This window comes from Bifidobacterium mellis (assembly GCF_000967265.1).
Classification (GTDB): Bacteria; Actinomycetota; Actinomycetes; order Actinomycetales; family Bifidobacteriaceae; genus Bombiscardovia; species Bombiscardovia mellis.
Window position 1 is genome coordinate 1,607,591 of the sequence record NZ_KQ033885.1, and the last position, 23,009, is coordinate 1,630,599.

The 23,009-nt window shown below is 60.8% G+C and carries 9 protein-coding genes and 1 tRNA gene; 1 reads left to right on the forward strand and 9 read right to left on the reverse strand.

Annotated elements, in window-relative coordinates:
• Nucleotides 1-21 precede the first annotated feature (21 nt).
• Entirely contained in the window at nucleotides 22-3,189 is a 3,168-nt protein-coding gene (locus JF70_RS06930; protein ID WP_045935767.1) for a CRISPR-associated helicase/endonuclease Cas3, read from the reverse strand.
• Nucleotides 3,190-3,606: 417 nt separating this feature from the next.
• Nucleotides 3,607-4,077 (reverse strand): holo-ACP synthase, encoded by a 471-nt coding sequence (locus tag JF70_RS06935; protein ID WP_082069499.1) that lies wholly within the window; start codon nucleotides 4,075-4,077, stop codon nucleotides 3,607-3,609.
• 811 nt (nucleotides 4,078-4,888) lie between these two features.
• Between JF70_RS06935 and JF70_RS09205 the strand changes: the two genes are divergently transcribed.
• Entirely contained in the window at nucleotides 4,889-5,143 is a 255-nt protein-coding gene (locus JF70_RS09205; protein ID WP_269420743.1) for an RDD family protein, read from the forward strand.
• A gap of 1,770 nt (nucleotides 5,144-6,913) precedes the next feature.
• Here the strand turns inward: JF70_RS09205 and JF70_RS06945 are convergent.
• From JF70_RS06945 to JF70_RS06980, 7 genes are all read right to left on the reverse strand, one after another.
• Nucleotides 6,914-7,165, reverse strand: coding sequence for a hypothetical protein (locus JF70_RS06945; RefSeq protein ID WP_156149634.1), 252 nt, complete (start codon nucleotides 7,163-7,165; stop codon nucleotides 6,914-6,916).
• A gap of 196 nt (nucleotides 7,166-7,361) precedes the next feature.
• Nucleotides 7,362-7,853 (reverse strand): hypothetical protein, encoded by a 492-nt coding sequence (locus JF70_RS08600; protein WP_156149635.1) that lies wholly within the window; start codon nucleotides 7,851-7,853, stop codon nucleotides 7,362-7,364.
• Nucleotides 7,798-8,277: a hypothetical protein gene (locus JF70_RS09005; RefSeq protein WP_156149636.1), complete on the reverse strand. Its 480-nt coding sequence runs from the start codon at nucleotides 8,275-8,277 to the stop codon at nucleotides 7,798-7,800. Before JF70_RS09005 ends, JF70_RS08600 begins: the two co-directional genes overlap by 56 nt.
• 820 nt (nucleotides 8,278-9,097) lie before the next feature.
• Nucleotides 9,098-9,171, reverse strand: a tRNA-Gly gene (locus JF70_RS06965).
• A gap of 931 nt (nucleotides 9,172-10,102) precedes the next feature.
• Nucleotides 10,103-19,507, reverse strand: a complete 9,405-nt coding sequence (locus tag JF70_RS06970; RefSeq protein WP_045935773.1) for a type I polyketide synthase — start codon at nucleotides 19,505-19,507, stop codon at nucleotides 10,103-10,105.
• A gap of 51 nt (nucleotides 19,508-19,558) precedes the next feature.
• Entirely contained in the window at nucleotides 19,559-21,130 is a 1,572-nt protein-coding gene (locus tag JF70_RS06975; RefSeq protein WP_045935774.1) for an acyl-CoA carboxylase subunit beta, read from the reverse strand.
• On the reverse strand, nucleotides 21,127-22,962 hold the full coding sequence (locus JF70_RS06980; protein WP_045935775.1) for an acetyl/propionyl/methylcrotonyl-CoA carboxylase subunit alpha: 1,836 nt from the start codon (nucleotides 22,960-22,962) through the stop codon (nucleotides 21,127-21,129). The genes JF70_RS06975 and JF70_RS06980 overlap by 4 nt, the downstream gene beginning before the upstream one ends.
• Between the last annotated feature and the right edge of the window lie 47 nt (nucleotides 22,963-23,009).

The window sequence follows — 23,009 nt, forward strand, 5'->3', positions numbered from 1 at the left end:
ACTAGCGAGGCATTGCAAAGTTCAGCTCTTTTCGTCCTCATCGGCTTTCACACAAGTAAGCCCATCCTCACGGGTGTATCCGATAAGGTAACCATGTACAGTGGTGACAAATCTCCGGCGACCCGAATCGGATTTTTCCTCTTCCAAGACCAAAGGTAAACAGCCATCCAGCCAAGGAGATTGATGCCATGCATCAACACAGTCACTGGCTCGGAGCTCTAGTTCATTGATCAGCGCATCAATGTCGTGACAGATGCGATCCGGCAGATTTACCGAGCAACGCAACACCACTTGCGCCAGCCGGTTTTCAGGTTCGGTTTTTGTGGGCACAGGAGCCCCGCAAGGTACTGTATCGCTTCCGATCCATGGCAGAAGCGCATACTCATCACCGCACCGGCGCAGAAGCACCACCTCCACCGAATCATGAGTGTCTCTGACAACCTGTCTGGCTTTGGCTTCAGACCTGGAGTCCACAGTGCCTGTAAACAGGTCCACCAAGGTGTGAGACTGGTGCAGCAGACGGGCCGAATCTTTCATCAAATAGACTTGGGCCTTATCGATCTCTTCCGCATCCTTTTGGGCACGCTTGTGTACATCCAGCCGATACCGTTCTTGCCAAGCTTTGGGTATCAGCTGTGCAACTGCATCAGAATCATAAGCTGTGCGAACCAGCGGAGCGATATCATCAGGAAGCTGCAGCAAGCGGTGGGCGCTGTCCCCCTGCAGTCCAAGCACAGCAAGGGCTTCAAGCAGGGATGCCGGTGGATAGACCCTGTCTATATAGTCAGGAAATTCCGGGCCATCCGCGTTCCAAGAGGCTATGCCCCGCAGATAGCAGAAGGCCTTCCGCAGACCAGCTGGACGGTTACGCCCACCTTGTCCACGGCGATGGCGATGCAAACGACCCATGCGCTGTAACAACAGATCGACCGGAGCTATATCGGTGACCATAAGATCGAAGTCGATGTCCAGGGATTGCTCCAGAACCTGCGTGCCCACAACAATCAACCGGTGAGGACGTCCTCCATTGGCTAGGGTTGCATCCGGGCCAAGGCGTTCTCGGAGTTCTCGTTCGTTGTCCATACGATCCCGGTCGATGAAGCGTGAATGCGTCAGTCTGACCTGGTCCGGGCCAAATACATTGGTCAAAGCTGCTGCAGTTTGCTGGGCACGGTCTACGGTGTCGCAAATCACAGCGGCGCAGCCACCTTCAGCCAGACGCTCTTGCAGCAAGTCTGACAAATGTTCAAGATCGTCATCAATGACATGACAATCGATGTCTACCGCACGACCTGAAGGTCGCACCGAGCTGGTCCGGCAGGTCGTTCCAGATGTGTAGGTAATCAGCGGATAAGCATGCAGGTCGTCAGGGTCCTTTCCCTCATTAAAGGGCTGCCTGTCACCCGGCTGTGAAGAGTCAGAAGCCTTATCATTACGTTGCTTGGAGTAGCGGTCAGCAAATGCCTCCATGCTTGCAAAACAACGCGGTGCAACTTGGGGGGACTGCTCCGCATGGTTACTCGACCCGCCGAGCACCGAGGCATACCCCTTAATATAAGCGTCCACCAGCTCACGTCGCAGCGATGCAGGCAGGGTTGCCGACAGAAGGATGACTGGGTTGTGGAATCCTCCCAACCATTCCAGGGTCCTCTTGAGGTATTCACGCATGTAGGTGTCGTAAGCGTGGCATTCGTCGATGATGACAACTTTGTTGGCTAGAGCCAGCTGCCGCAGACTGACGTGCTTCATCTGCAGGGCGGCCATGAGCACCTGATCGATAGTGCAGATCAGGAAGTTAGCCAGCACCCCTTTCTTCCTGCCTCTCAGCCAGTCATTCACCACTGCCTCGGGATAGACGGCCTTTTTTGCACCAGAGCCTTGGAGGACATCCTCATCGAAGACTGATGATGTGGCCGAACCCTCGGCTGAAGTCGCCATTGACATGAATTCCCTGTTGAGAGCAGCTTTGCCATGTCTGAGCGAGGTGGATTTCTCAGAGCGTCCCTCAGGCTGAGGCAATCTATCGATCCAGCTCTTGCAACGCGAGAACATGGCATCGGTGGTGGCCATTGTCGGCAGGGCCACGCAGACTCCTCCCCGGCCTGTTCGTTCCGCCAGGATTTCCGCACAGGCCAGGGCTGCTTCGGTCTTGCCTTCGCCCATGGGCGCTTCGATGACCATAATGCCTGGATCCTTGGTCGTTTCCGCCAAATGTGCGGCCTGCTCCTGGACTGGTCTGGGATTGGCACCTGCCGGCAGATCAAACCTGGAGGCGAAGCGCTCCCCTATGCTGATCTGCTCGTGAATCGGTTGCCACTTAGGAGGCAGATCGAGGTTACGCCATCCGCGCTCCTGACGTGCCTTAAGACCAGCTCTTGTACGTACTGAATTCATCCGGTCCCAGGTCTGTTCGTCATAGCTCTTAGGGTTGAGCGGCACCAAGGGAAATAGAGCATCGTCGCTGTTGCTGGCGATCCAGTCGGCCATAATGACCAGCCCCTCCAGCACAGATTCGGCATATATGTTTAGACGCCTTCTGCTCAGCCGAGCGAAGTCATCATCACTGAGCTCACACTGCTTGGCCACGAATTCAATCAGTTGGCGCTGGACTTCAGCCCAGTCCTCATAACCCTGAGCAGTGCCCATCCGCACATCCATGTCGGACTTGCATAGAGCCTGACGCGTAGGAGGCTGACCATGATGCCCTCCAACGACACAGGCATAGGATTCGGCCACTGACTTGCTCCAATTCCGTACCTGCGTCAGATACGACTCCAGAATCCTTTGGCCCGCTATGGGATGGGTAGGATAATTGGTATCCGTAATCGGAACATCAGGGAACCGCAGACCAGCCTGTCTGGGCTTCCACCGCAGGGAGAGATCCTGCATACCAGGCGCATGCGTCAACGGCTTGCTTTGGAAAACCGGGGTTGCCTTACCGATATCATGGACACCGGTGATAAACATGCAGACTTTGCGAGCCAATTCCGGATCACCAACATCGCGGATGATGATCTCTCGGGTGCCCCGGGGCACCCAGTCACGCCAAAGATACCTAGCCACTGCAGCGGAATCGCTCAAATGCGCGAAAACCTGTAGCCAGTCATCCTCATTAAGCAGATTCGTCTTCCCCCACAGGGCCATGACTTTAGCATTCAAGCCCAAATCCGTTGGTATCGCTCCGCTCATTGTTTCCCCGTTCTCAGCTCAGTGACTCTGTCAGTTGGACAACTTCGTTGTAACAATTTTTAAGCATAGCACGTAGAAGTCAGATTTACCAAATTCATAATTTCTTAATGACACAAGTTACTCTGTTTACCCTGACTACTCAGGGAGCACATAAAATCCTAATGACACAAAGGATCATCCCCACGGAAGCAGGGAACAAGCCTCAAGAAGAGGCTGTATAAAGTCTACACGGGGGCCACAGTCAACCCTTAGAACGACGCATGTAATACATAGTGCTGACTACATGTGAAACCTTGGGCACTGAATTCGATTTCACCACAGTCAGAATATCGCTCCACCTGCCGAGGACTTCCATTTGGCTGCCTAACGCGATAACCAGGAATCAACGCCACATGCGTCACATGGCATAACCTGATTTCAGACACGCCTGCACAAAAGTACAACCGCCGAAGCCACCGGTCCATCATGGCTGAGAGCGATGTGCCAGCACAACTGCACTCGATCGACCTGACCACCGGGTAGAGGCAAGGAATGGTAAAGCCTGGCTTCCACGGAGGACTCTAGATTTACGCTCGGCCGACCCCGGCCGTCGTCCAAGATTTCCACCCCGCTCCAGGGGAAATCATCCAGATCATAGGGCGATGGCTCAGACCCCAGCGCCTGCGACCAAGCCTTGAGCACCGACTCCTTACCGGCCCAGCGCACGGCCAAGTGCGCCGTTATATCGTCACGCTTGAGCAGGGCCCGCTGCTCGGCCTGCCGCCGCTCCCGTGGTGAGAACAAGCTTGTCATACGCGTGCCTGGCATGGCCAGCAGCCGGCCGAACTCCTTCACATCGACCAGATCATGACCCAACCCCAGCACCTGTCCAAACCCGGCATCTTCCATAGGCCTGAGTATGCCCCTCATCGGCCACTGCAGCAAATCATCCGATAAGAAACTCGAAAACCGCACAACCTATGGCCCTAATCAGCCATCACTGCAATCTTGCACAAATGGCCCTAGGAAGGGATAAACCACAAGGATTAAGAGGTTAGCAAGAAAGGAAGGTATGGATAAGAATAGATAGAGTGAGAGTTTGCCGCATCTCATAGAGCGCAGTCGGCAACCTACTCGGAAGTCAGCGGGCTGGGACAACCGCACACAAATCATTTAGGAACATTCAGCGCAGCAACTCAGAGGCTCTTCGCAGGGCTTGAAGCTACAGGAATCCAATCCAAGCGGCGATGAGCATACATTGTCCTTAGCTTGCCACGTACCTGCGAACGGAGGTACAGAAACCAGTGGCAAAAGAATCATGAGCAGCTAGACATTGATCAGGAGTTCAAATCACTCGGTCATGCTCTTATGCCTATGCGTGAATCTCAGCTAGAGTGGTTCACGCCTGTTTGTTTGTTCGGGAAGCACTGCGACCTTTTCCAGCTCGGAGTGGAGTTGCTTGAGTCCTTCGCTCTCGATGCGCAGCCCAGAGAACGTCATCATAGACAATGCAGGGTTACGCTTATCGTACCGACAATAAAAGCAAGAGAGTGGTGTTGAGAGAAGGGTAATAATGTCAGCTTTATGGTGGCGCAGAGTGGCGTCGTAACTGCTTCGCATAGTATTGCCTGCATCGTTGCTATCGCAGTTGGTGGGGACCATTGCATTTGGAAGATCTTCGCCAGGCGGATCTGCTCAATCCTGGATCGATTGCGCTTCTGTGGCTGTTGCCTGCGTGATTTCCGCATGGTCCGCGCGCAATGGGCAATCCTGGGCGCACCGTCTCCTCAAGCTTCAGGTATGCGATCAGGATTCCAACCTGCCCATATCCGGTCTGAGAATGGGCGTGCGGGAGATAGCGCATCTTGCTGATTTCGCATCGCTCTTCATTGGTTTTCTTTGGCCTTTATGGGATGGCAGAGGGCAGACCTTCGCCGATAAGATCATGGGAACAACAGTGACCAGAAAACAATAGGCATGCCTGCAATGCCGCGACGACGCCCTGTACCCATCGTGCAGGCATGCGAAAAAGATACGGCTTCCAGCAGCAATCAAACCATGGGAATTAGTGCGCATGGCGCAGCAAACTATAGCTGGGTTTCATCCGTATACTGCTGGCCGCTATGTATCTGCTCGACAATGGCGAACGCCGACCGTATAGCCACGTATATCACCAGCAGTGCTATAGCGATAATCCAGTTAGTCATGGGAATCGAACCCTTAGGGCCACCCATGAAATGCAGGGAGACAAACCCCAGAATTATCAACGCCAGGCATAGCAGAACAACAAAGACTGCCCGGCCAGTGGTCACTCCTTTGGGGAATAGACGAGTCACACACTCGACCAGGCAGATAATTGACAGCGCAAAACCGACGGATGCCACAATACTCACTATCATCACCTTGCCAATCCCTTGAACAATGCCCAACAACCATCAACACCGAGGGCTGCCAGCAGTGTCTTTCCTAAAGTGTTCTCGAAATTCTTTCAATCCTTAAGGAAGCGGCAACTTTCTTGCCAAGCTTCATACCTCGTAATGCACCAAGCATACTTGACTGGATATAACAACTCAACGAATTTCTCATCCGCCGTTTAACGACCTTGAACCGAGAACCGGCGGCGTTTGCGCCCAGACGCTTCATGAAGCTGCGTCACGTACCACTGAGATGGAGACGGCGGAGGGACGGGTCAAAGCTTCAATCCTGGAAAGTGACCATCGTCGCAAGGTAAGCGTTAAACGAGCGCAGCCACTTGCTTCATAAGGCACTCCATCGCCTTGGACAGTGAATATGATCGTCAAATCGCCATTGCGTCGGACTATCTGCCGCTCGTTCGTACGCCGGTAAGGCAAGGAAACCTGGGAAGCAATGCGGGACACGAAACCGCAATCGTACAAAGCTTCTAAAAGTCGTCTAGAATCTGCCATGCACCCGAAGAAGGTAATCTCGCGGGGGTTTTTCTATATTTCATTTACACACAGAGACTTATCACTAGGCGTGCTATTTGAATACGGCGACTGTGTACTCTATATGCACTTGAGACCATTTCAATCCACGCCCCCATGAAAGGAGCGACGATTATCTGTCAATACGGCGGCTTGCTTAGTAGCATATCAAATGAGACTTTTACCCGCACCTTTCAAGATACCGGTTCCTTCTTATCTGGGTCTTATGCTTGGGTCAAAAGCTCCCTCGTACTGGGATGCTCGCCATACCAGATAGGGTCTCGAGCCAGCGCTGTATGACTGGAAGAAGAACGACTGGCACGCCATATTAGGACCATAAGCAAACCGAGGGTGTGGAACTTGTCCAATGAACTGACCATCTCCCACAGTAATCTCTACAGCGTGTTCATCCCCGATTCATACGACTTCACCACACCTTCTTGTGAAGCAGCCTTGATTTAACGCTCGTTAGCACACTCAATACAGAACACGCAATTTCGCAAGAGGAAATACAATACAGGCTAACGTAAAATTCGAACACGCTAACGAAGTAGATTTTCTACACCTCTTTCGGCGTATTCGTTAACGCAAACGTCGACTTATCGAATCCTACGTCCAAGTGGACAAGGCGACGGAAATCGAACCCACGTAATCAGTTTGGAAGATTAACTGCGTATAGGACCTCACGTACTGCAAAGCAAATCCTCACACGTGGTCATGTACCCCAAATACTCCTACCTGTATTTACGCTTGATCTCCGCGACGATCCTCTCAGGCGCCCGTACCGGATGGCGGCGAGGTCAGCTCTGTCTGCTGGTGGAGATGAGTTTCAGACGCTCGTGGCCATGCCTGCTTAGGCCGGCCTGCTGCTCCTGCTCGATGAGCCGGTCGAGCCTCTTGTGCAGAAGGATGGTCAGCCGATCCCGCCAGTCTTCCAAGTCGGGTGTGTAGCCGGGTTGGTTGTCGGGAATCCGTGAGATGCCATCAGGGGTATAGGCTATACATGGATAACAGGCCGGTCTCTGCTGGGTAATGCGGAAAGAGATGCTCACTACTATGGCCTGCATCACCACGCAATCCAAGGCAAGGCAACCACCGTCCTTAGCCAATACCTTGAATAAAAAAAGTCATGCCGTCCGCATTATTCGGAAGAGCGGAACGGCATGACAAAATAGCTTACAAAGCATCCCTCTCTAACCTGTTTCTTATATAGAAGGGGATGATGGGATATTTCTATCGATTTATAGTTTATAGAATGGATACTAGATTGTCTTCGTCAACATCATCCTTAAGCTTTACATCGGAATTATACATATCCAGTGAACACGGCAATCTACCGGGCAGCTTGACGGGCTTTTCCTGCCGTAGTAGCCAGTCGACAAAGAATGAAATTTCAGCATTGCCATTCGACCATTGTCCAGAATCGCTGAGGTCTAAGACTTCCTCCTCGGACGACCCTGAGCCATCTGTTTGAGCCGTGATATAACGGGTACCCTTATCCGTCAGCACAAAAATGTTCGCATTGCCGCCTATGGCTCGGCACCGTTTGACCAGAAGAGACAGCGGCTCCTCACCCAAAGCGGTGACAATGGGATAATCGCCATTGTCATCTTGAACCTTGAGTGAATCGTCCAAATAGCCTTCTGCAATACTGTCGTTAATCGCACTCTGAAAGCTCAACAGCTTAATGTGACGCTTTATCAACTGCTCGTACTGCGAATTCTGCAATTCTTTGCTCATCCCAATCACCTCCATTTTCCCTTGCCTGCAATAAATCCAATTCGACGAGCGCGAACACGCGTTCAGTCTTCGACCTAGCCTTCCGGACATCGTCACAACAGTGTAACTGCATGATCTCAACATATCGCTTTTTTACGCCGCTGGGCGGATGATGCCCATTCGGATGCAGGTGACACACTCCATGATTACAATCCGCTTCCGGAGCAGACCATTCATCTTTGCCCTGTTTTTTCAGCAAAATTGCAGTGTAGAACTTTTGCAGATGAGGACCGCGCTTCCATGTCTTAGTGATGCGCCGCGCATCCTTCATCGGATTGCCATACAAATCATCAATGTCGTTATACCAACGTTTTGTATCACATTGGTCTTCTGGAGCCGGGACAAAATCCGGCTCGTGCTGTACTAGCGCATCCCCTTGCAACATACAACTATGCTACAGCACGACATGCCATGCGACAGCTTTGACTTGAAATCTGCATTTTGTTTGTACATAATTCAGCAAACAATACGCCGCCGTTTTAAGAAACACCGGACTAATAAAACATCAAACAAAACCGCCCCGCTCCGGTCTCCCGAGACGAGGGCATTATTCTATGTGCGGGTCGGCCATTTGCTGAGTGCGGCTTTAGTCTGGCTTGCCCCGATGCAGCCGGCAATGAGTATTCCCAGCACGTATATTGAGTCACGATAGTGTCCGTATGGAAGCAGGCCCCAACAGGGTCCAGCCTGGTTGGTGAGAATGGTCAGGGTTGGAAGAAACAGGAGTCCCGCCCATTTGAGTATCTCGTGGAGCCAATAATGCTTGTCCTCCTTCGACATGGTATCGGTCCATGAGTATCCACCTCCTTAGTAGCTGAGAATCTCGTTGACATAGATTCAGTTGGAATTTCCGGACCGGCAGCCGAGAAGCTGGCTTTAGGGAATGCCGAGCCTGGTGGCGTTACTGAAGAACATGCCTCCGCGTCATACCGTCATATCCACCACCTCCGGCATGACCGGTGCCCAGGTCGCGGAGGAATGCCAGTAGCCTCTCTCCTGCCATGTGCGATTACGATACCTGTGCGAGGTCTGGAAGCCCTTGTCGTTGTAGTCATCCGAGCATCTTCGATGCGTACCCCATCGTGTACCCATCCAGCCCGTAAAGTGCCGAATCCTGGGGAAGATTTCGCTCAGTCAGGCCCAATCCTGACCGCTCCAAGTTGTTGGAAAACCCGCCGAGAATGACGGAATACTTACGATAATCGTGGAGCGGGCGACGGGAATCGAACCCGCGTAATCAGTTTGGAAGACTGAGGCTCTACCATTGAGCTACGCCCGCAAAGCCGTTGGCTCGGTACAGAGCATAGCACACGGGCCCACCGGAACATGCAGCAAATTGGTCATCGCACGGTTTAACTCGACAATAAACCTATGTAGACATCACCAGGCAGTACCCCCTGGGTGGCCTGGAAACATAGGCTGATTATCCCCCCCCCCCGCACACTCCGGTTTTTGTAAAGGCCACTATCTGCTAACCGCTCGATTTGATCGCCCAATCCGACGACATCAACAATCAGCACCTTCCTGCCTGCAGGAGTCCCGCCCACAGCATAAGGGGAGAATATCGGCGTGGCTATGGTAATCGAGCTTCTCGCCATGAGTATTATGGCAACGAACCTCAGCCGCAGGAATTCCGTAACAGCGACTACTAACACTAACACTTCGCACGAGTAAGAGGCCGGACAACTCCCCCAAGACAAGTCCGGTCACTCGGGTGGCCCAGCAATAATCCCAAGTAAAACCTGGGCCACCCATCTACTTTTTATACCTTTTCATGAACGGGGTCCAATCACAATCAAGCAGCACTGAAGCAACCCAATCCATAGGCAGCAGGGAAAGATACCAAAACCCGCTCTTCTTAATCGCTCTGATGCCGGATATAACCCGTATACCTATGTATGACTCTCTACGCTTGAGACATGAGGCAAAACGGGTGATCGTCATAGCCAAGTCTGACGTACCCAGGGACATTTCATCCGCGTTCCCGTGAAGGAAGCAACACAAGACATGTTGTCGGGTTCAGACTTGGTTTTATTTCAATCCATGCTCCCGCGGAGGAAGCGACCGCCCTAGTACGAGCAGCTGAAAGCATCTATCCATAGCAAAAGGAAGATAAGGCACAGATAGCCACAATTAAAAAGGGGAGGTGAGCCGTCTGGCCCACCTCCCTGATCAGCGCAGTGATTGAACGCTCACCGAATTCCCATCCATCACTGCAAAGATGGGGAATCTACCAACTCAGGATGCTTCCAGCTCAGGTCGTAGTAGCCGTCGGCACCCAGGCGAGCCTGGGGATCCAGCAGCATAGCCTTCTCAATCTCGTGGCCCACATACCCATGGCCGTCCTCATGGAAGCGGCGGTTGTCGATAGGCTCATAGAGCGGGGCCCGACCCATGCGGCCCTCCTCCAGGTGGCGCTGACCAGCGGCCAGGCGGTCGTTGGCCCGGCGACGCCACTGATCCAAGGCCTCCTGGCCGGAGGTCTTGAGCACGGCTGCTTCGAAGGCTCCGGGGCTGACAATGACCCCGATGCCGGAGACATGGCCAAAGCCTAGGGAGGTAACCAGTCCGGCCTTGATCCTGCCCACCTTCAGGGGCTGTTCCAGCCAGACCAGATGGTCGTCGCGTCTCAGGACCGGATCCACGCAGTCCAGGGAGGCATTGGCCGGGATCACCCCGGACCGGAAGAGCTGGGTGAGCCCGTTGATCTGGAAGATGCAGGCGCCACCCTTGGCATGGCCGGTCAGGCTCTTCTGGGAGATGACGTAGAGCGGGTTGCCGTCCGTCCGCCCGATGGCGTGGGCCAGGGTGTTGTGCAGCTCGGACTCGTTGGGGTCGTTGGCATTGGTGGAGGTGTCATGCTTGGAGACCACGGCGATGTCGTCGGGGTCCACGCCCAGCTTGGCCAGCGAGCGCACCAGGTCCGAGTCCCTGCCGCCCATGCCGGCAGCCAGAGCCCCCAGCCCGGGTGCGGGGATGGAGGTATGGGCGCCGTCTGCGAAGGAGTGGATGTACCCGACCACGCCAGCCACGGGCAGGCCCATGCGCAGAGCGATGTCGCCTCGGGTCAGCAGGATGGTCCCGCCGCCCTGGGACTCCAGGAAGCCCCCGCGCCGACGATCGTTGGCCCGGGAGAAGAACCGGGGCTGGATGCCCTTGGCATACATCTCAGCGGAATCGGCGGTGGCGTTCATGTTGCCGAAGCCGATGACCGATTCCACACCGATGTCGTCAATGGCGCCCGTGACTACGAAGTCCGCCTTGCCCAGGGCGATCTTGTCCGCGCCCTCCTCAAGAGAGACCGCAGCCGTGGCGCAGGCCGAGACCGGCTGGACCATGTTGCCGTATCCGCCGATGTAGGACTGCATGACGTGCGCGGCCACCACGTTGGGCAGGGCCTCCTGGAGGATATCCGTGGGAATCTCCTTGCCCAGGAAACGGTCCAGGTAGAGCTTGCGCATGGAGGCCATGCCACCGAAGCCGGTCCCCTGGGTGGAGGCCACCTTGGATGGGTGCACGGCCTGGAGGATTTCCACCGGGGTGAATCCGGCCGACAGGTAGGCGTCCACGGTGGTCACGATATTCCAGAGGGCGATCGGATCCACGTCCCCGACCATGGAGGCGGGAATGCCCCACTTGACCGGGTCGAAGCCCTTGGGGAACTGGCCGCCTACGGTCCTGGACATGGTGGCCCGGCGCGGCACGCGGATGCGGGAGCCAGGCAGGCGGGTGACGGTCCACTCGCCGGACTGCTCGTCGCGGGCGATGCTGGTGTGGTCCGAATCCTGGGCCACGTACTCCTCAGCCATGTCCTTGGTGGGCACCGAGAAGGCCACGTCGTGATCCAGGAAGACGTCCACCTCCTCCTCGTTGGTGCCCTGACGGTAGTCGGAGCCCATGCCGTCGTCGAAGGGACGGATGCCGGAGCGGGCCACCACCTGGTCGTGGTAGCGCTCGGCGATGTCCTGCTCGGGGACCAGCTCACCGTCGGTGTCGTACCAGCCCGGCTTGGGGCTGTCCTGCCACTCGACCAGACCCATGTTCCAGGCCAGTTCGAGGACGGCAGCGGCGCTCAGATCGACCTGGCCATCCGAGTGGATGCCCATCTCGGCCTCGAAGCGGGTGCGGCCGGAACCCCAGGGACCCATCTCGCCGATGGAGACGATGACGATCTGATCCTCGGGCCGAGCGGTCACGCCCTGCCAATCCTGCAGATCCACCGGGGCCTGGGCGGGCACCCGGGGTGTGGGCAGGGCCTTGATGACCCGGTCCGGATCCTTGCCGGCATCTGCGGGCGCATCACCGGACTTTCCGGCTGGGGCCGGTGTCGACGGATCGTCGTTCTGGGCAGCCTCGGCCTTCAGGGCCTTGAGGTCCAGAGGACTGGAACCCAGTCCACCGGTCAGGTCGGCCTTAAGCGGGGCCTGGAGAGCCTCCTGGCGAGCCTCTACAGTGCAGAGCTCCAACAGTGAATCAGCCATCTGCTCGGTGGAGTAGGTGTGGATGCCGTGGCGCTCCACCACCTTGACCAGCGGATCGTTGCCGCCCATGAGTCCGGTGCCGCGGACCCAGCCGATCAGCGGGTGAGCGAAGGTGACCCGGCCGGACCAGTCCTGCTCAGGGCGGGACCGGTTGACGATGGCGTCCAGGGCGGCCTTGACCTCCCCGTAGGCTCCGTCGCCGCCGAACATGCCGCGGTTGGGCGAACCGGGCAGGACCACATGCAGACGGTGGTCGACGTCGGTGTCCGCCCCGATGGCGGCGAACCCGGCGATCTGGCGTTCCAGGCTCCAGAGCATGAGCCGGGCCTGGGACTCGAAGAGCCGGCCCGAGTCGGCCATGGTCCCGTGCATGGCTGGGGCTGCGAAGGGCAACAGCAGGGTGGGCTCGTAGGCGGGCTTGAGCACGGTGGTCGTAGCCCCCGTGGTCTTGCGCTGCTCGTTGCCGACCCAGTCCACCAGGGCATCCACATCCCGGTAGCTGGACAGGTTGGCGGACACGATCCAGAGACGGGCACCGCCCACGGCATGGCGACGGTAGAGGTCGCGAGCCCAGATGACGGTCTGCGGCTTCAGGGAATGGCAGACGGCGATGACCGTCGCCCCGCCCTCCAGGAGGCCCGCAGTCAGCGATCCGGCGATGGACTTGGGGGCCACGCCGGTGACCACGGCCACGTCCTTGGCGAATCGTGCTGCGGTCTGGTCCGAGTCGGCAGGGGTCATGGCCTGGTCGGCGATGCCGCTGAAGACCCGGGCCAGATCCTGCTCCCCACGTTTGCCCGCCTGCTCGGCATACCAGACGGCCTGATCGTGCACCTCGCGTCCGGCTCCCACGAAGCTCAGACGGCTGCGGTCATCATCATGCTCGTGGTAGATGTGAGCCAGATCCTCACGGGCGCTGGCCCAGCGGTCGTCGAAGAGGACGGCGCGCGAAGCCTCGAACCTTGGCGCCACCTGCTCGGGCCAGTCGCTGCCCAGCTCGGCATCGACGGCGGCCACAACGGCAGCATCCTCATTCTCACCAGGCTGGACGACCGGAGGCTTAAGCCCCAACTTGTCCAGGAGGAAGCGGGCGGTGGAGGCCAACACACCCTCGGAGCCGGTCACCTGGGCCGCGAAGGCATCCAGGGCGGCGGAGTCAACCACGGCACCGCCAGCAGCACCGCCTGCAGAAGGCATGGAGACCGTGACGCCGTGACGCTGGGCCACCTGCTGAACAGCCTGATCAATCAGCGCATTGGCCGCAGGCACGGTGGAGACGGCCTCGGTGGGCAGGAAGGCCAGGTCGCCGCCGCGCGAGGAGGCACCCTCGCGGGTGTCCAGGACCAAGCTGGCCACGGTGGCCGAGACCCAGCCCGCACCCAGCTGCCAGACGTCGGAGACCCGTTGCTCAACCTGCTGCAGCTTGAGGCCGGAGGGGCCGAAGAGGTCGCGGATACGCTCACGCACGATGTCGGAGAGTACCGGACCGAAGGGCCGATAGTTGGGGGCCACCTTGTTCACCAGGGCACTCAGGTCGGTCATGCTGGCCTCGGCGGCACCGTCCACGCTGGCCACACCCAGCTCGGAGCTGATGTCCATCAGCAGCTGGTTGCGCCTGGAGGAGACGCCGTTGGTCAGGGTGTCGGTGGTGTCGGTCTGTCCAATCTGTTCGGGGCGGATCTTGGTGGAGTAGGCCAGCAGAACGGCGATGGCATCCGAGGCCTTGAAAGGCAGGTCGGCCACATCGGCACCTGATGGGCCACCGGCGGTCGGGGCCGGAGCAGGAGCCGAATCCTCGGCTACCGCAGGGGCAGAGGCAGGGGCTGGAGTTGGCTCCGATGCCGGTGCAGGCGCAGCAGCCTGAGCCTGAGCAGGTTCAGGACTGGAATCCTGGACCGGAACTGCGGGCTCCTCCTCCACCGGGGCCATGGGATCGGTGTCGGTCAGATAGACCCGGCTCTCGTCCCTGCCCAGGTTGTAGACGCTCACGTGACGCTCGCGGAAGTCTGGCAGTTTCAGGGTCTTGGTGCCCAGGTTGGCCAAGGTGGGCGAATGTCCCAGCCCTACCTCGATCAGCTGCTCCACGCCCAGGCCGCCCTGCTCGGGGGCATCGAACATGAGTGCCTGGGTCTCGATCCAGCGCACAGGAGAGGCGAACTGCCAGGAGAGCAGCTCGGTCAGCAGCAGACGACCCAGTTTCTGGTCGTCGGCCGCATACCGGTCCCAGACCCGGGGATCGTCCAGCGCCTGCTTGATGCGTTCGGAAGGAACCACCTCCAGGATGGAGGCCGCGAACTCCTTGGTCATCTGGAAGGGTCGTGCAACCAGGTTGGGTATGTAGCGACCCTCCAGGCGGGAGTAGTCGATGTGCTCGGGCAGCAGGGCATCCAGGGTGTCGCGGAACTCGGGCACCCCCTTGCGCAGCAGTGTGGAGTGGAAGGGCACGTCGATGCCGGGCACGTACATGAAGGCCGGCTTGCCGCCCGCCTCCTTGGCCCGACGGTTGGCATCGGCTCGCAGGTACTCCAGACCGGCGATGGTCCCCGCCACGGCGTACTGCTGGCCGGCCAGGTTGTAGTTGACGATCTCCAGGAATTCGCCGCACTCCTTGGACACGGACTCCACATACTGCTTGACGCCGGAGTCCCCCACGCCGAACTGGTTGGGGCGCAGGGCGCCCATCCGGTAGTTGCTGCGCCCCTGCTCGTCACGTTCGATCAGGGAGTGCATGGTGGAACCGCGGTGGAAGACCAGCTCCAGGACCGTCTCCAGGGACATGACCCCGGCGAAGGAGCTCAGGGCGTTGTACTCGCCCAGGGAGTGGCCGGCGAAGTAGGCGGGCCAGATGTCCATGCCGGACTCGCGCAGGCGGGCGGTCTGGGCGAAGGCCACGGTGGCCAGGGCCACCTGGGTGAACTGGGTCAGGTTGAGCAGACCCTCCGGATGGTGGTAGGTGACCCCCTTGGCCGTCAGGGTGTGGGGGTTGTCACGCACCACGGCCAGGATGGAGAACCCAAGCTTGCTGCGGGTCAGGGCATCGGCCCGTTCCCAGGTCTCGCGGGCGGCCGGGGACTTGGCCCGCTCGTCCAGGACCATGCCCTGCTGCTGGATTCCCTGGCCGGGGTAGACGTAGGCGGTCCTGGGGGCGCGGGCGATCGCCGTGCCGCGGGAGACCAGCTGGCCGTCGATCCTGCAGGTGACCTCCAGAACCAGGCCGCCATGGCGTACCTTGCCCACGCGCTCCAGGCTGATCTCCACCTTGTCGCCCAGCTGGACCATGCCGTACATGTTGTAGGTCCAGCCGGCGATCTCATAGTGGACGCCCTGCTCGTCGGTGGCCTGGGCCGCGTACTGGGCGGTGGCCGACAGCCACATGCCGTGCACCAGCGGCGCAGACAGGCCGGAGACGGCCGCTCCTCGCTTGGAGGTATGGATGGGATTGAAGTCCCCGGAGGTACGTGCGAAGGCGGTCATGTCCTTGGGGGCGGTGACGGTGACGCGGCGCAGCAGCCTGCGTGGTGTGTCCACCGTGTCGGCGCGGATGCCGCCGTACTCGGGAGCCTCCTGGGGCAGCTGGTCGCTGTAGGCGCGGCCACGGATGGCGAAACGCTCGACCTCGCGGGCCAGCACGGTCCCGTCCTGGGCGGCGTGGACCACGTGGATGGTCACCACCCGCCCGGAGGAAGATTCCTGATAGGGCTCGGCCCAGCTGGTCAGCTCAATCCGCTGGCCGGTGTGTTCCAGCAGGCGCTTCTCGCTGACCTCCAGCTCGATCAGGTGGTCCAGATGGACCGCATTGAGCAGTCCCTCGATGATGGGGAAGCCATTCACATAGACGGATCCCAGGGCTGCGTAGATGGCCGGCCAGGCCGGACCCACCAGGGCGTCCGGGGCGAAGCCGGAGGGAATCAGCGCATCGGGTAGGGCGCCTCCGGTGGCCGCCTCATGGTCGAAGCCCAGGTTGGCTGCCAGGGTGTAACCGCTGTGGGCCAGGCCGAAGGGATGCTCATGGTCATCATCGTCCTTCTCTATGACAGGCATGGCCTCCAGCTTGTCGCCGGTGACGGAGGTGTTGCCGATGCCGGCTGTATCGGCCAGCAGGGCGTAGACGTCCTTGGGCAGGCGGCTGCGGTCGACCACCGGGAAGAGGCCGACCTGGTCGCTCTTGAGGGTCAGCGGCACGACGATGTCGCGCACCGCATGCCGGTCCAGGCCGCCGTCGGGGTCGTCGTCCCAGTAGGTGTCCAGATGGATGTCCAGGTCGTAGTGCTCGCCCTGGTCGTCCTGGCCGATGGGGGTGATGGCGTAGTTTGGGTCGTCCATGGCCGTCCCGTATGCCGGATTGGCCATCAAGTGGCCCACCCAGGAGATGTTGGGGCTGCGGCGGATGAACTCCTGCGCGTCAGCGGCGCCTGCCAGCTGGCTGTAGGCCTTGGCGGGACCGTTGTCCAGGCCGCGCACCCGGTCTATGGCCGCCTGCTCGAATCGTCCCAGAATGGAGGCCACCGGCTCGTCCACCGTGGTGATGCCCGCCACGGAGATGGGTCCGGGGATGGCCCTGACCGAGTCGGCGCCGTAGCGGGGGTCCTCGGACTGCCAGAGCTGATCCTGGCCCCACCAGCGCAGCAGATCGTTGTCGATGACCGGCACGAAGGGCATGGGCTTGGGATACTCGCGCACCAGAACAGGGAACCAGGCCACATCGGTGGGCACCACCTTGAGTTCGGCAGCCTGGGGATAGGCCTCATGCAGCCGGCGAAGCGCCTGCTCCGGCTCGGCAACATCCTGCCTGGAGGCGAAGATGGAGTCGAACTCGCCGCTCTGACGCTCGCAGACACGGGCCTCGATGCGCCGTAGTAGGTGCAGGAAGCGGTCGATGTAGGTGTCGTCGGCCCAGGGGTAGGCCAGGTCGGCGAAGCGCTGGGCCCAGTCCTGGTAGGTCATGGTCTCCAGATCGCCGAAGTAGGGCTTGGCGGTCTTGTTCAGGGCCTCGATGATCTCCCCGCGGCGGGTCTCCAACTCCTCGGGATGCTTCATGACCCGGACCAGCAGACGGCCGCACTCGGCGGAGGAGTTCTCCATCTCGTAGATGTCGGCGTGCAAATGGCTCAGGCCGGAGCCCACGCCCCCCACGGACTTGCCGCTGGGCACCCACTTCTCTCCCATGGGGGCGAAGGGGTCCGGATCGGGGGTGGAGGTGTCGATGCCGGGAGTGGCCACCAGAGCCCGCTTGATCTCGGGATTGGTGTGGGCCTCCTTGGCGGTCATGGCAGCCGTGCCGATCATGACGCCGTCCACGGGCATGTCCGGCAGGTTGTAGGCGCGGGACCACTGGCCGCTGATGTAGTCGGCAGCACGCTCAGGGGTGCCGATACCGCCGCCGGCCACCAGAACGATGTTGGGGCAGGCGCGGACCTCGGCGTAGGTGGTCGAGAGCAGGTCGTCCAGGGATTCCCAGGAGTGGTGGCCGCCGGCGGCCCCGCCTTCGACCTCCATGAGAATGTGGGTGGGGGCGACCTTGCGGGCAATGGCCACGACCTGGCGGATCTGGTCCACCGTGCCGGGCTTGAAGGCCACGTAGGGGAAGCCCTCCTCGTTGAGCTGACGGATCAGGGTCACGGCCTCGTCCAGCTCGGGGATGCCGGCAGAGATGACCACCCCGTCGATGGGGGTGCCGGAGGCGCGCTTCTTAGGCACGATGTGCTGGCTGCCGAACTGGAGGTTCCACAGGTAGCGGTCCATGAACATGGCGTTGAACTCGACCGTGCGGCCCTCCTGCAGCTGGTCCTCCAGCTGGGACACATGGCGGTCGAAGACCTCGGCGGTCACCTGGCCACCACCCGCCAGCTCGGCCCAGTAGCCGGCGTTGGCGGCCGCAGCCACGATCTCGGGCTCCACGGTGGTCGGGGTCATACCGGCCAACATGACCGGAGGCTTGCCGGTCAACCTGCTGAAGGCCGTCTCCACCCGGGGACCGGCCGGTGTCTCAAGCAGACGGGGAGCCAGCTTGGACCAGTCCTGGGTGCGGGCCGGATCCTCCTCCATGGTGGACAGCTGCGCGCGCCGGGCCTGGTTGGAGGCCTCGACCACGCCCACGCCGGTGCCCTGGACCAGGTTGTCCACCAGCTTGCCCAGGGTCTCGCCCGGGCCCAGATCCACCAGCCAGAGGGAGGCGGCATCCTGCTGGTCCATGACCTCGGCGATCCGGCCGGCCCAGTCGGCATGGTTGAGCAGGACCTCTTCAGCCAGAACCCGGGCACGCCCGGTGTCCAGACCGCAGCGGGAGGCCCAGTCCACGCTCAGATCCACGGCCTCCTTCATGAGCGGCGAGTGGAAGGGCAGGGTCACATCCAGGTACTCCAGAACCGGCGAGAAGGCGGTTCCGCCACGGACCTTGTCCTCGCGCAGTTGGCGCTGATGCTCGCTCTCCTTGCCCGCCTCGATGGCGAAGGCTGCCAGATCCTCCGGATACCCGGACAGGACCAGATTGCGATCCGAATTGGTCACGGCCACGCTGATGGGGCCGCGAGCGCCAGGCACCCGGTCGATCAGGACCTCCACCTGATGGCGGGTGGCGCCGCGCACCGAAAGCATAGGGGTGGCCTCACCCTGGCGGTGGATGCCCAGACGACGGGCCTGACGGGTGCCAGCCGTGCCGATCAGCATGGCGGTGGCCAGGATCTGGTCGATGGCACCCTGGGCTGCCTTGAGGGACCCTGCAGCCTGGATTTCCTGGACCATGTGGACGCCGATGATGCCCTGGGAGTGCCCCAGCAGGGCCACCGGACGGGCCTGGGCTGCGTCGTAGCCCAGCTGGTCCATGTCCATGAGGGCGCCCAGCTGCACCAGGGCGATGCCGGGCACACTGACCGCCGCGTCGGCGGCCGGCCCCAGCCTGACCGGGTCAGGCCTGTAGCCAAACAGATCCAGCTGACGGCCGTTGGTGGCCAGCAGGTCGGGCTTGACCGCCCTGAGCAGGTCGGTGGCCGCCGCCATCCGCTCCCTCAGAGCCTTGTCTATATCGGGATCGCCCTGCAGATCGTCCAGGGCCACGGTCCAGGGGTTGGACTGGCCGGCGAACATGAGTGCGTGCGGCTGCTCGGCGAGACGGTTGATGAAGAATGTACTGGTCATGATGTCCTATTCATAGAGAGTTGGGGATTGCTGATAATGACGAGGGGAAGCTCATAGAGGCTGGTTGCCGTGGTGCTTGTCGTTGACCCTGACGCGTTGCTTGTCTGCCAGGAGGTCCATGGCCTGGACCAGGACCGGTCGGGTCTGCTCCGGGTCGATCATGGCATCCAGCTCGCCCATCTCCAGGGAGAGATTGGCGTTGACGGTGCTGGTCTCGTACTCCCGGGCCAGCTTGTTTCGCAGCTCATCCACGTCACGGCCGGCCTCCTTGGCCTCCTGCAGGTCGCGCCGGTGGATGATGTTGACCGCGCCCTGGGCCCCCAGCACGGCTATCTGCGAGGAGGGCCAGGCATAGTTGAGGTCCGCGCCGATGGCCTTGGAGCCCATGACGATGTAGGAGCCGCCGAAGGCCTTGCGCAGCACAATGGTGACCATGGGCACCTGGGCGTTGGCATAGGCGTAGATGACCTTGGCCCCACGACGGATGATGCCGGCGTGCTCCTGGTCCGATCCCGGCTTGTAGCCGGGGGTGTCCACCAGGGTGATGACCGGCAGGTTGAAGGCATCGCAGAGGCGGACGAAGCGGGCCAGCTTCTCGGAGGATTCCACATCCAGGCTGCCCGCGTCCACCATGGGCTGGTTGGCCACGATTCCCACCGGTCGGCCCTCCAGGCAGGCGAAGCCCACCACGATGGACCTGGCGTAGAGCTCCTGGACCTGAACCAACTCGCCGTAGTCGACGATGGCGTGGATGACGTCCAGCACATCGTATGGCTGCCGGTCGTTCTCGGGGATGACCGTGGCCAGTCGCTTGGCGGCCTGGCGCTCGGCATGGCCGGAGATGAAGGCGTACCGGGGAGGCTTCTGGCCGCTGTTGGCAGGCAGGTAGGCCAGCACGGTCCGGGCGTAGTCGATGGCGTCGGCCTCGTCCTCACCCAGGTAGTGGGCCACGCCGGAACGGGTGTTGTGCACGTAGCCGCCACCCAGCTGGTCCATGCTGATGGTCTCGCCGGTGGCTGCCTTGACCACGTCGGGACCGGTGACGAACATGTCCGAGTTCTCCTTGGTCATGATGATCAGGTCGGTCAGGGCCGGGCAGTAGACAGCACCGCCTGCGCAGGGTCCCAGGATCAGGGAGATCTGCGGGACGAAGCCACTGGCCTGGCAGGTCTTACGGAAGATGCGGCCATACTGGGTCAGGGCGGCCACACCCTCCTGGATACGGGCGCCTCCCGAGTCGATCATGGCCACGATGGGAACCTTGATCCGCAGGGCCATGTCCATGAGCCGGCATATCTTCTCGCCCTCGGCCCGGCCCAAGGTGCCGCCCCTGACGGAGAAGTCCTGGGCATAGACGCCGACCTTGCGCCCATAGACCAGGCCGAAGCCGGTGATGACGGCGGATCCCGCCCGGTCCCCGGCGATGTCGCCGCCGGCGAAGCGGCCCACCTCCTCGAAGGTGTCCTTGTCGAAGAGCAGGTCCAGGCGCTCACGGGCGGTCTGCTTGCCCTTGGCGTGCTGACGGTCGCGGGCGTGCTCCTCGGCCTGTTTGGCCAGGGCGGCGGCCCGATGGATGCCCTGGCGCACCGGCTGGGAGCCCAGGGTGGATTCGGTGACGCTCATGCCTGCTCCTCCCCGCCCAGATCCAGGGTGACCAGGGTCTGGCCCGGATCCACCCCCTGTGCCACGGACACTTCGATGGTCTTCACACGGCCCTTGGCCGGGGCATAGACGTAGTTCTCCATCTTCATGGACTCCAGAACCACCAACAGGTCGCCCTTGTCCACCTCCTGGTCGGGGGCCACGTTGATGCGGGTGACCACCGCCTGCATGGTGGCCACGATGACGCCGGACCGGGCCGCATCCTGCCGGGGGGCGCCGGGCTCCTGATCGCGCAACCCGCGCCCGCGCAGGGGCTGCCGGGGCCTGGAGATGCCACCGTGGCCGCCGACGCCGCCCATGCCTCCCAGCAGCGACTGGGGCAGGGCCAGCCTGACCCGCTTGTCGTCGATCTCCACGTTGTAGGTCTCCATGGGATCGCTGTCCCGGTCCTGTTCCTGGGCGGAGGCGCCGGAGACCGAGGCGGGCTGGCCGCTGCCGTTGGAGGCTGGCTCCACGTTCAGGTAGACCCGTTCGAGCCACTTGGTGGACACGTCGAAGGAGTGACCGTCCTCGGCGGTGAACTCGGGGTTGGTGAAAATCTTCTGGAAGAGGCCGGCCGGGGTGGGAACCCCACTGATGCTCATCTCGCGCAGGGCCCGACGGACCCTGGCCACGGCCGCCGGACGATCCTGGGCGGTCACGATCAGCTTGCCCATCATGGAGTCGTCCCTGGGCGAGACCGTGTCGCCCACCTCGACGCCCGAGTCCACGCGGATGCCGGGGCCGGAGGGCCACTGAATCGACTCGATGGTCCCTGAGCTGGGGGTCAGGTTGGTGGCCGGATCCTCGCTGGTGATGCGCAGCTCGAAGCTGTGGCCGCGTGGTGGAGGCGCCACGTTCAGGGAGCCGCCATCGGCTATCCGCAGCTGCTCGCGGACCAGGTCCAGCCCGCAGACCTGTTCGCTGACCGTATGCTCCACCTGCAGCCGGGGGTTGACCTCCATGAAGTAGACGTCGTCCCTGGGGGTGACCAGAAACTCGCAGGTGCCCAGGCCCACGTAGCCCACCGTGTCGAACAGGCGGCGGGAGAATCCCTCCAGTTGGGCGATCACGTCGTCGGACAGGAAGGGGGCCGGGGCCTCCTCCACCAGCTTCTGGTTGCGGCGCTGGACCGAGCAGTCCCTGGTGGAGTAGACGGTGAACTGGCCATGGCTGTCCCTGCCGGACTGGGTCTCCACGTGCCGGGCCCGGTCCACGAACTTCTCGATGAAGTAGTCGCCCAGGTCGCCGCCCTGAAGGGCATCGTGGTTCATGTAGAAGGTGCGCAGCTCGTCGCTGTCGTTGATCAGTGTGATCCCACGGCCGCCGCCGCCGTCGGCCTTCTTCATCATGACCGGATAGCCGTGCTCGTCGGCGAAGTCCAGCAGGGGACGCATGTCGGTGACGGGCTGGCTCAGGCCTGGCACCACCGGCACCCGGGCCCGCTCGGCCACCTTGCAGGCGGTGATCTTGTCGCCCAGCTCGTCCAGGACCTCCGGATCAGGCCCCACCCAGGTGATGCCCGCCTCGATCACCTTCCGTGCGAAGGAGGAAAACTCGGACAGGAAGCCATACCCCGGGTGGAGGGCATCAGCGCCGGCCCGGCGGGCGATGGAGACGATCAGATCCTCGTTCAGATAGGTCTCCAGGTTGGTGTCCCCAGGCAAGAGGTAGGCCTCGTCCGCCATCTGGGCATAGGGGGCATCCCGATCCTGGTCGGCATAGACGGCCACGGTGGCGATGCCCATTTCCTGGGCGGTGCGTACAACCCGCAGGGCTATCTCGCCGCGGTTTGCGATCAGCAGTTTTTTCATTCCCCTCTCCTCACTGGTTGTTCAAGGGTGATTTGGACTGACGAAAA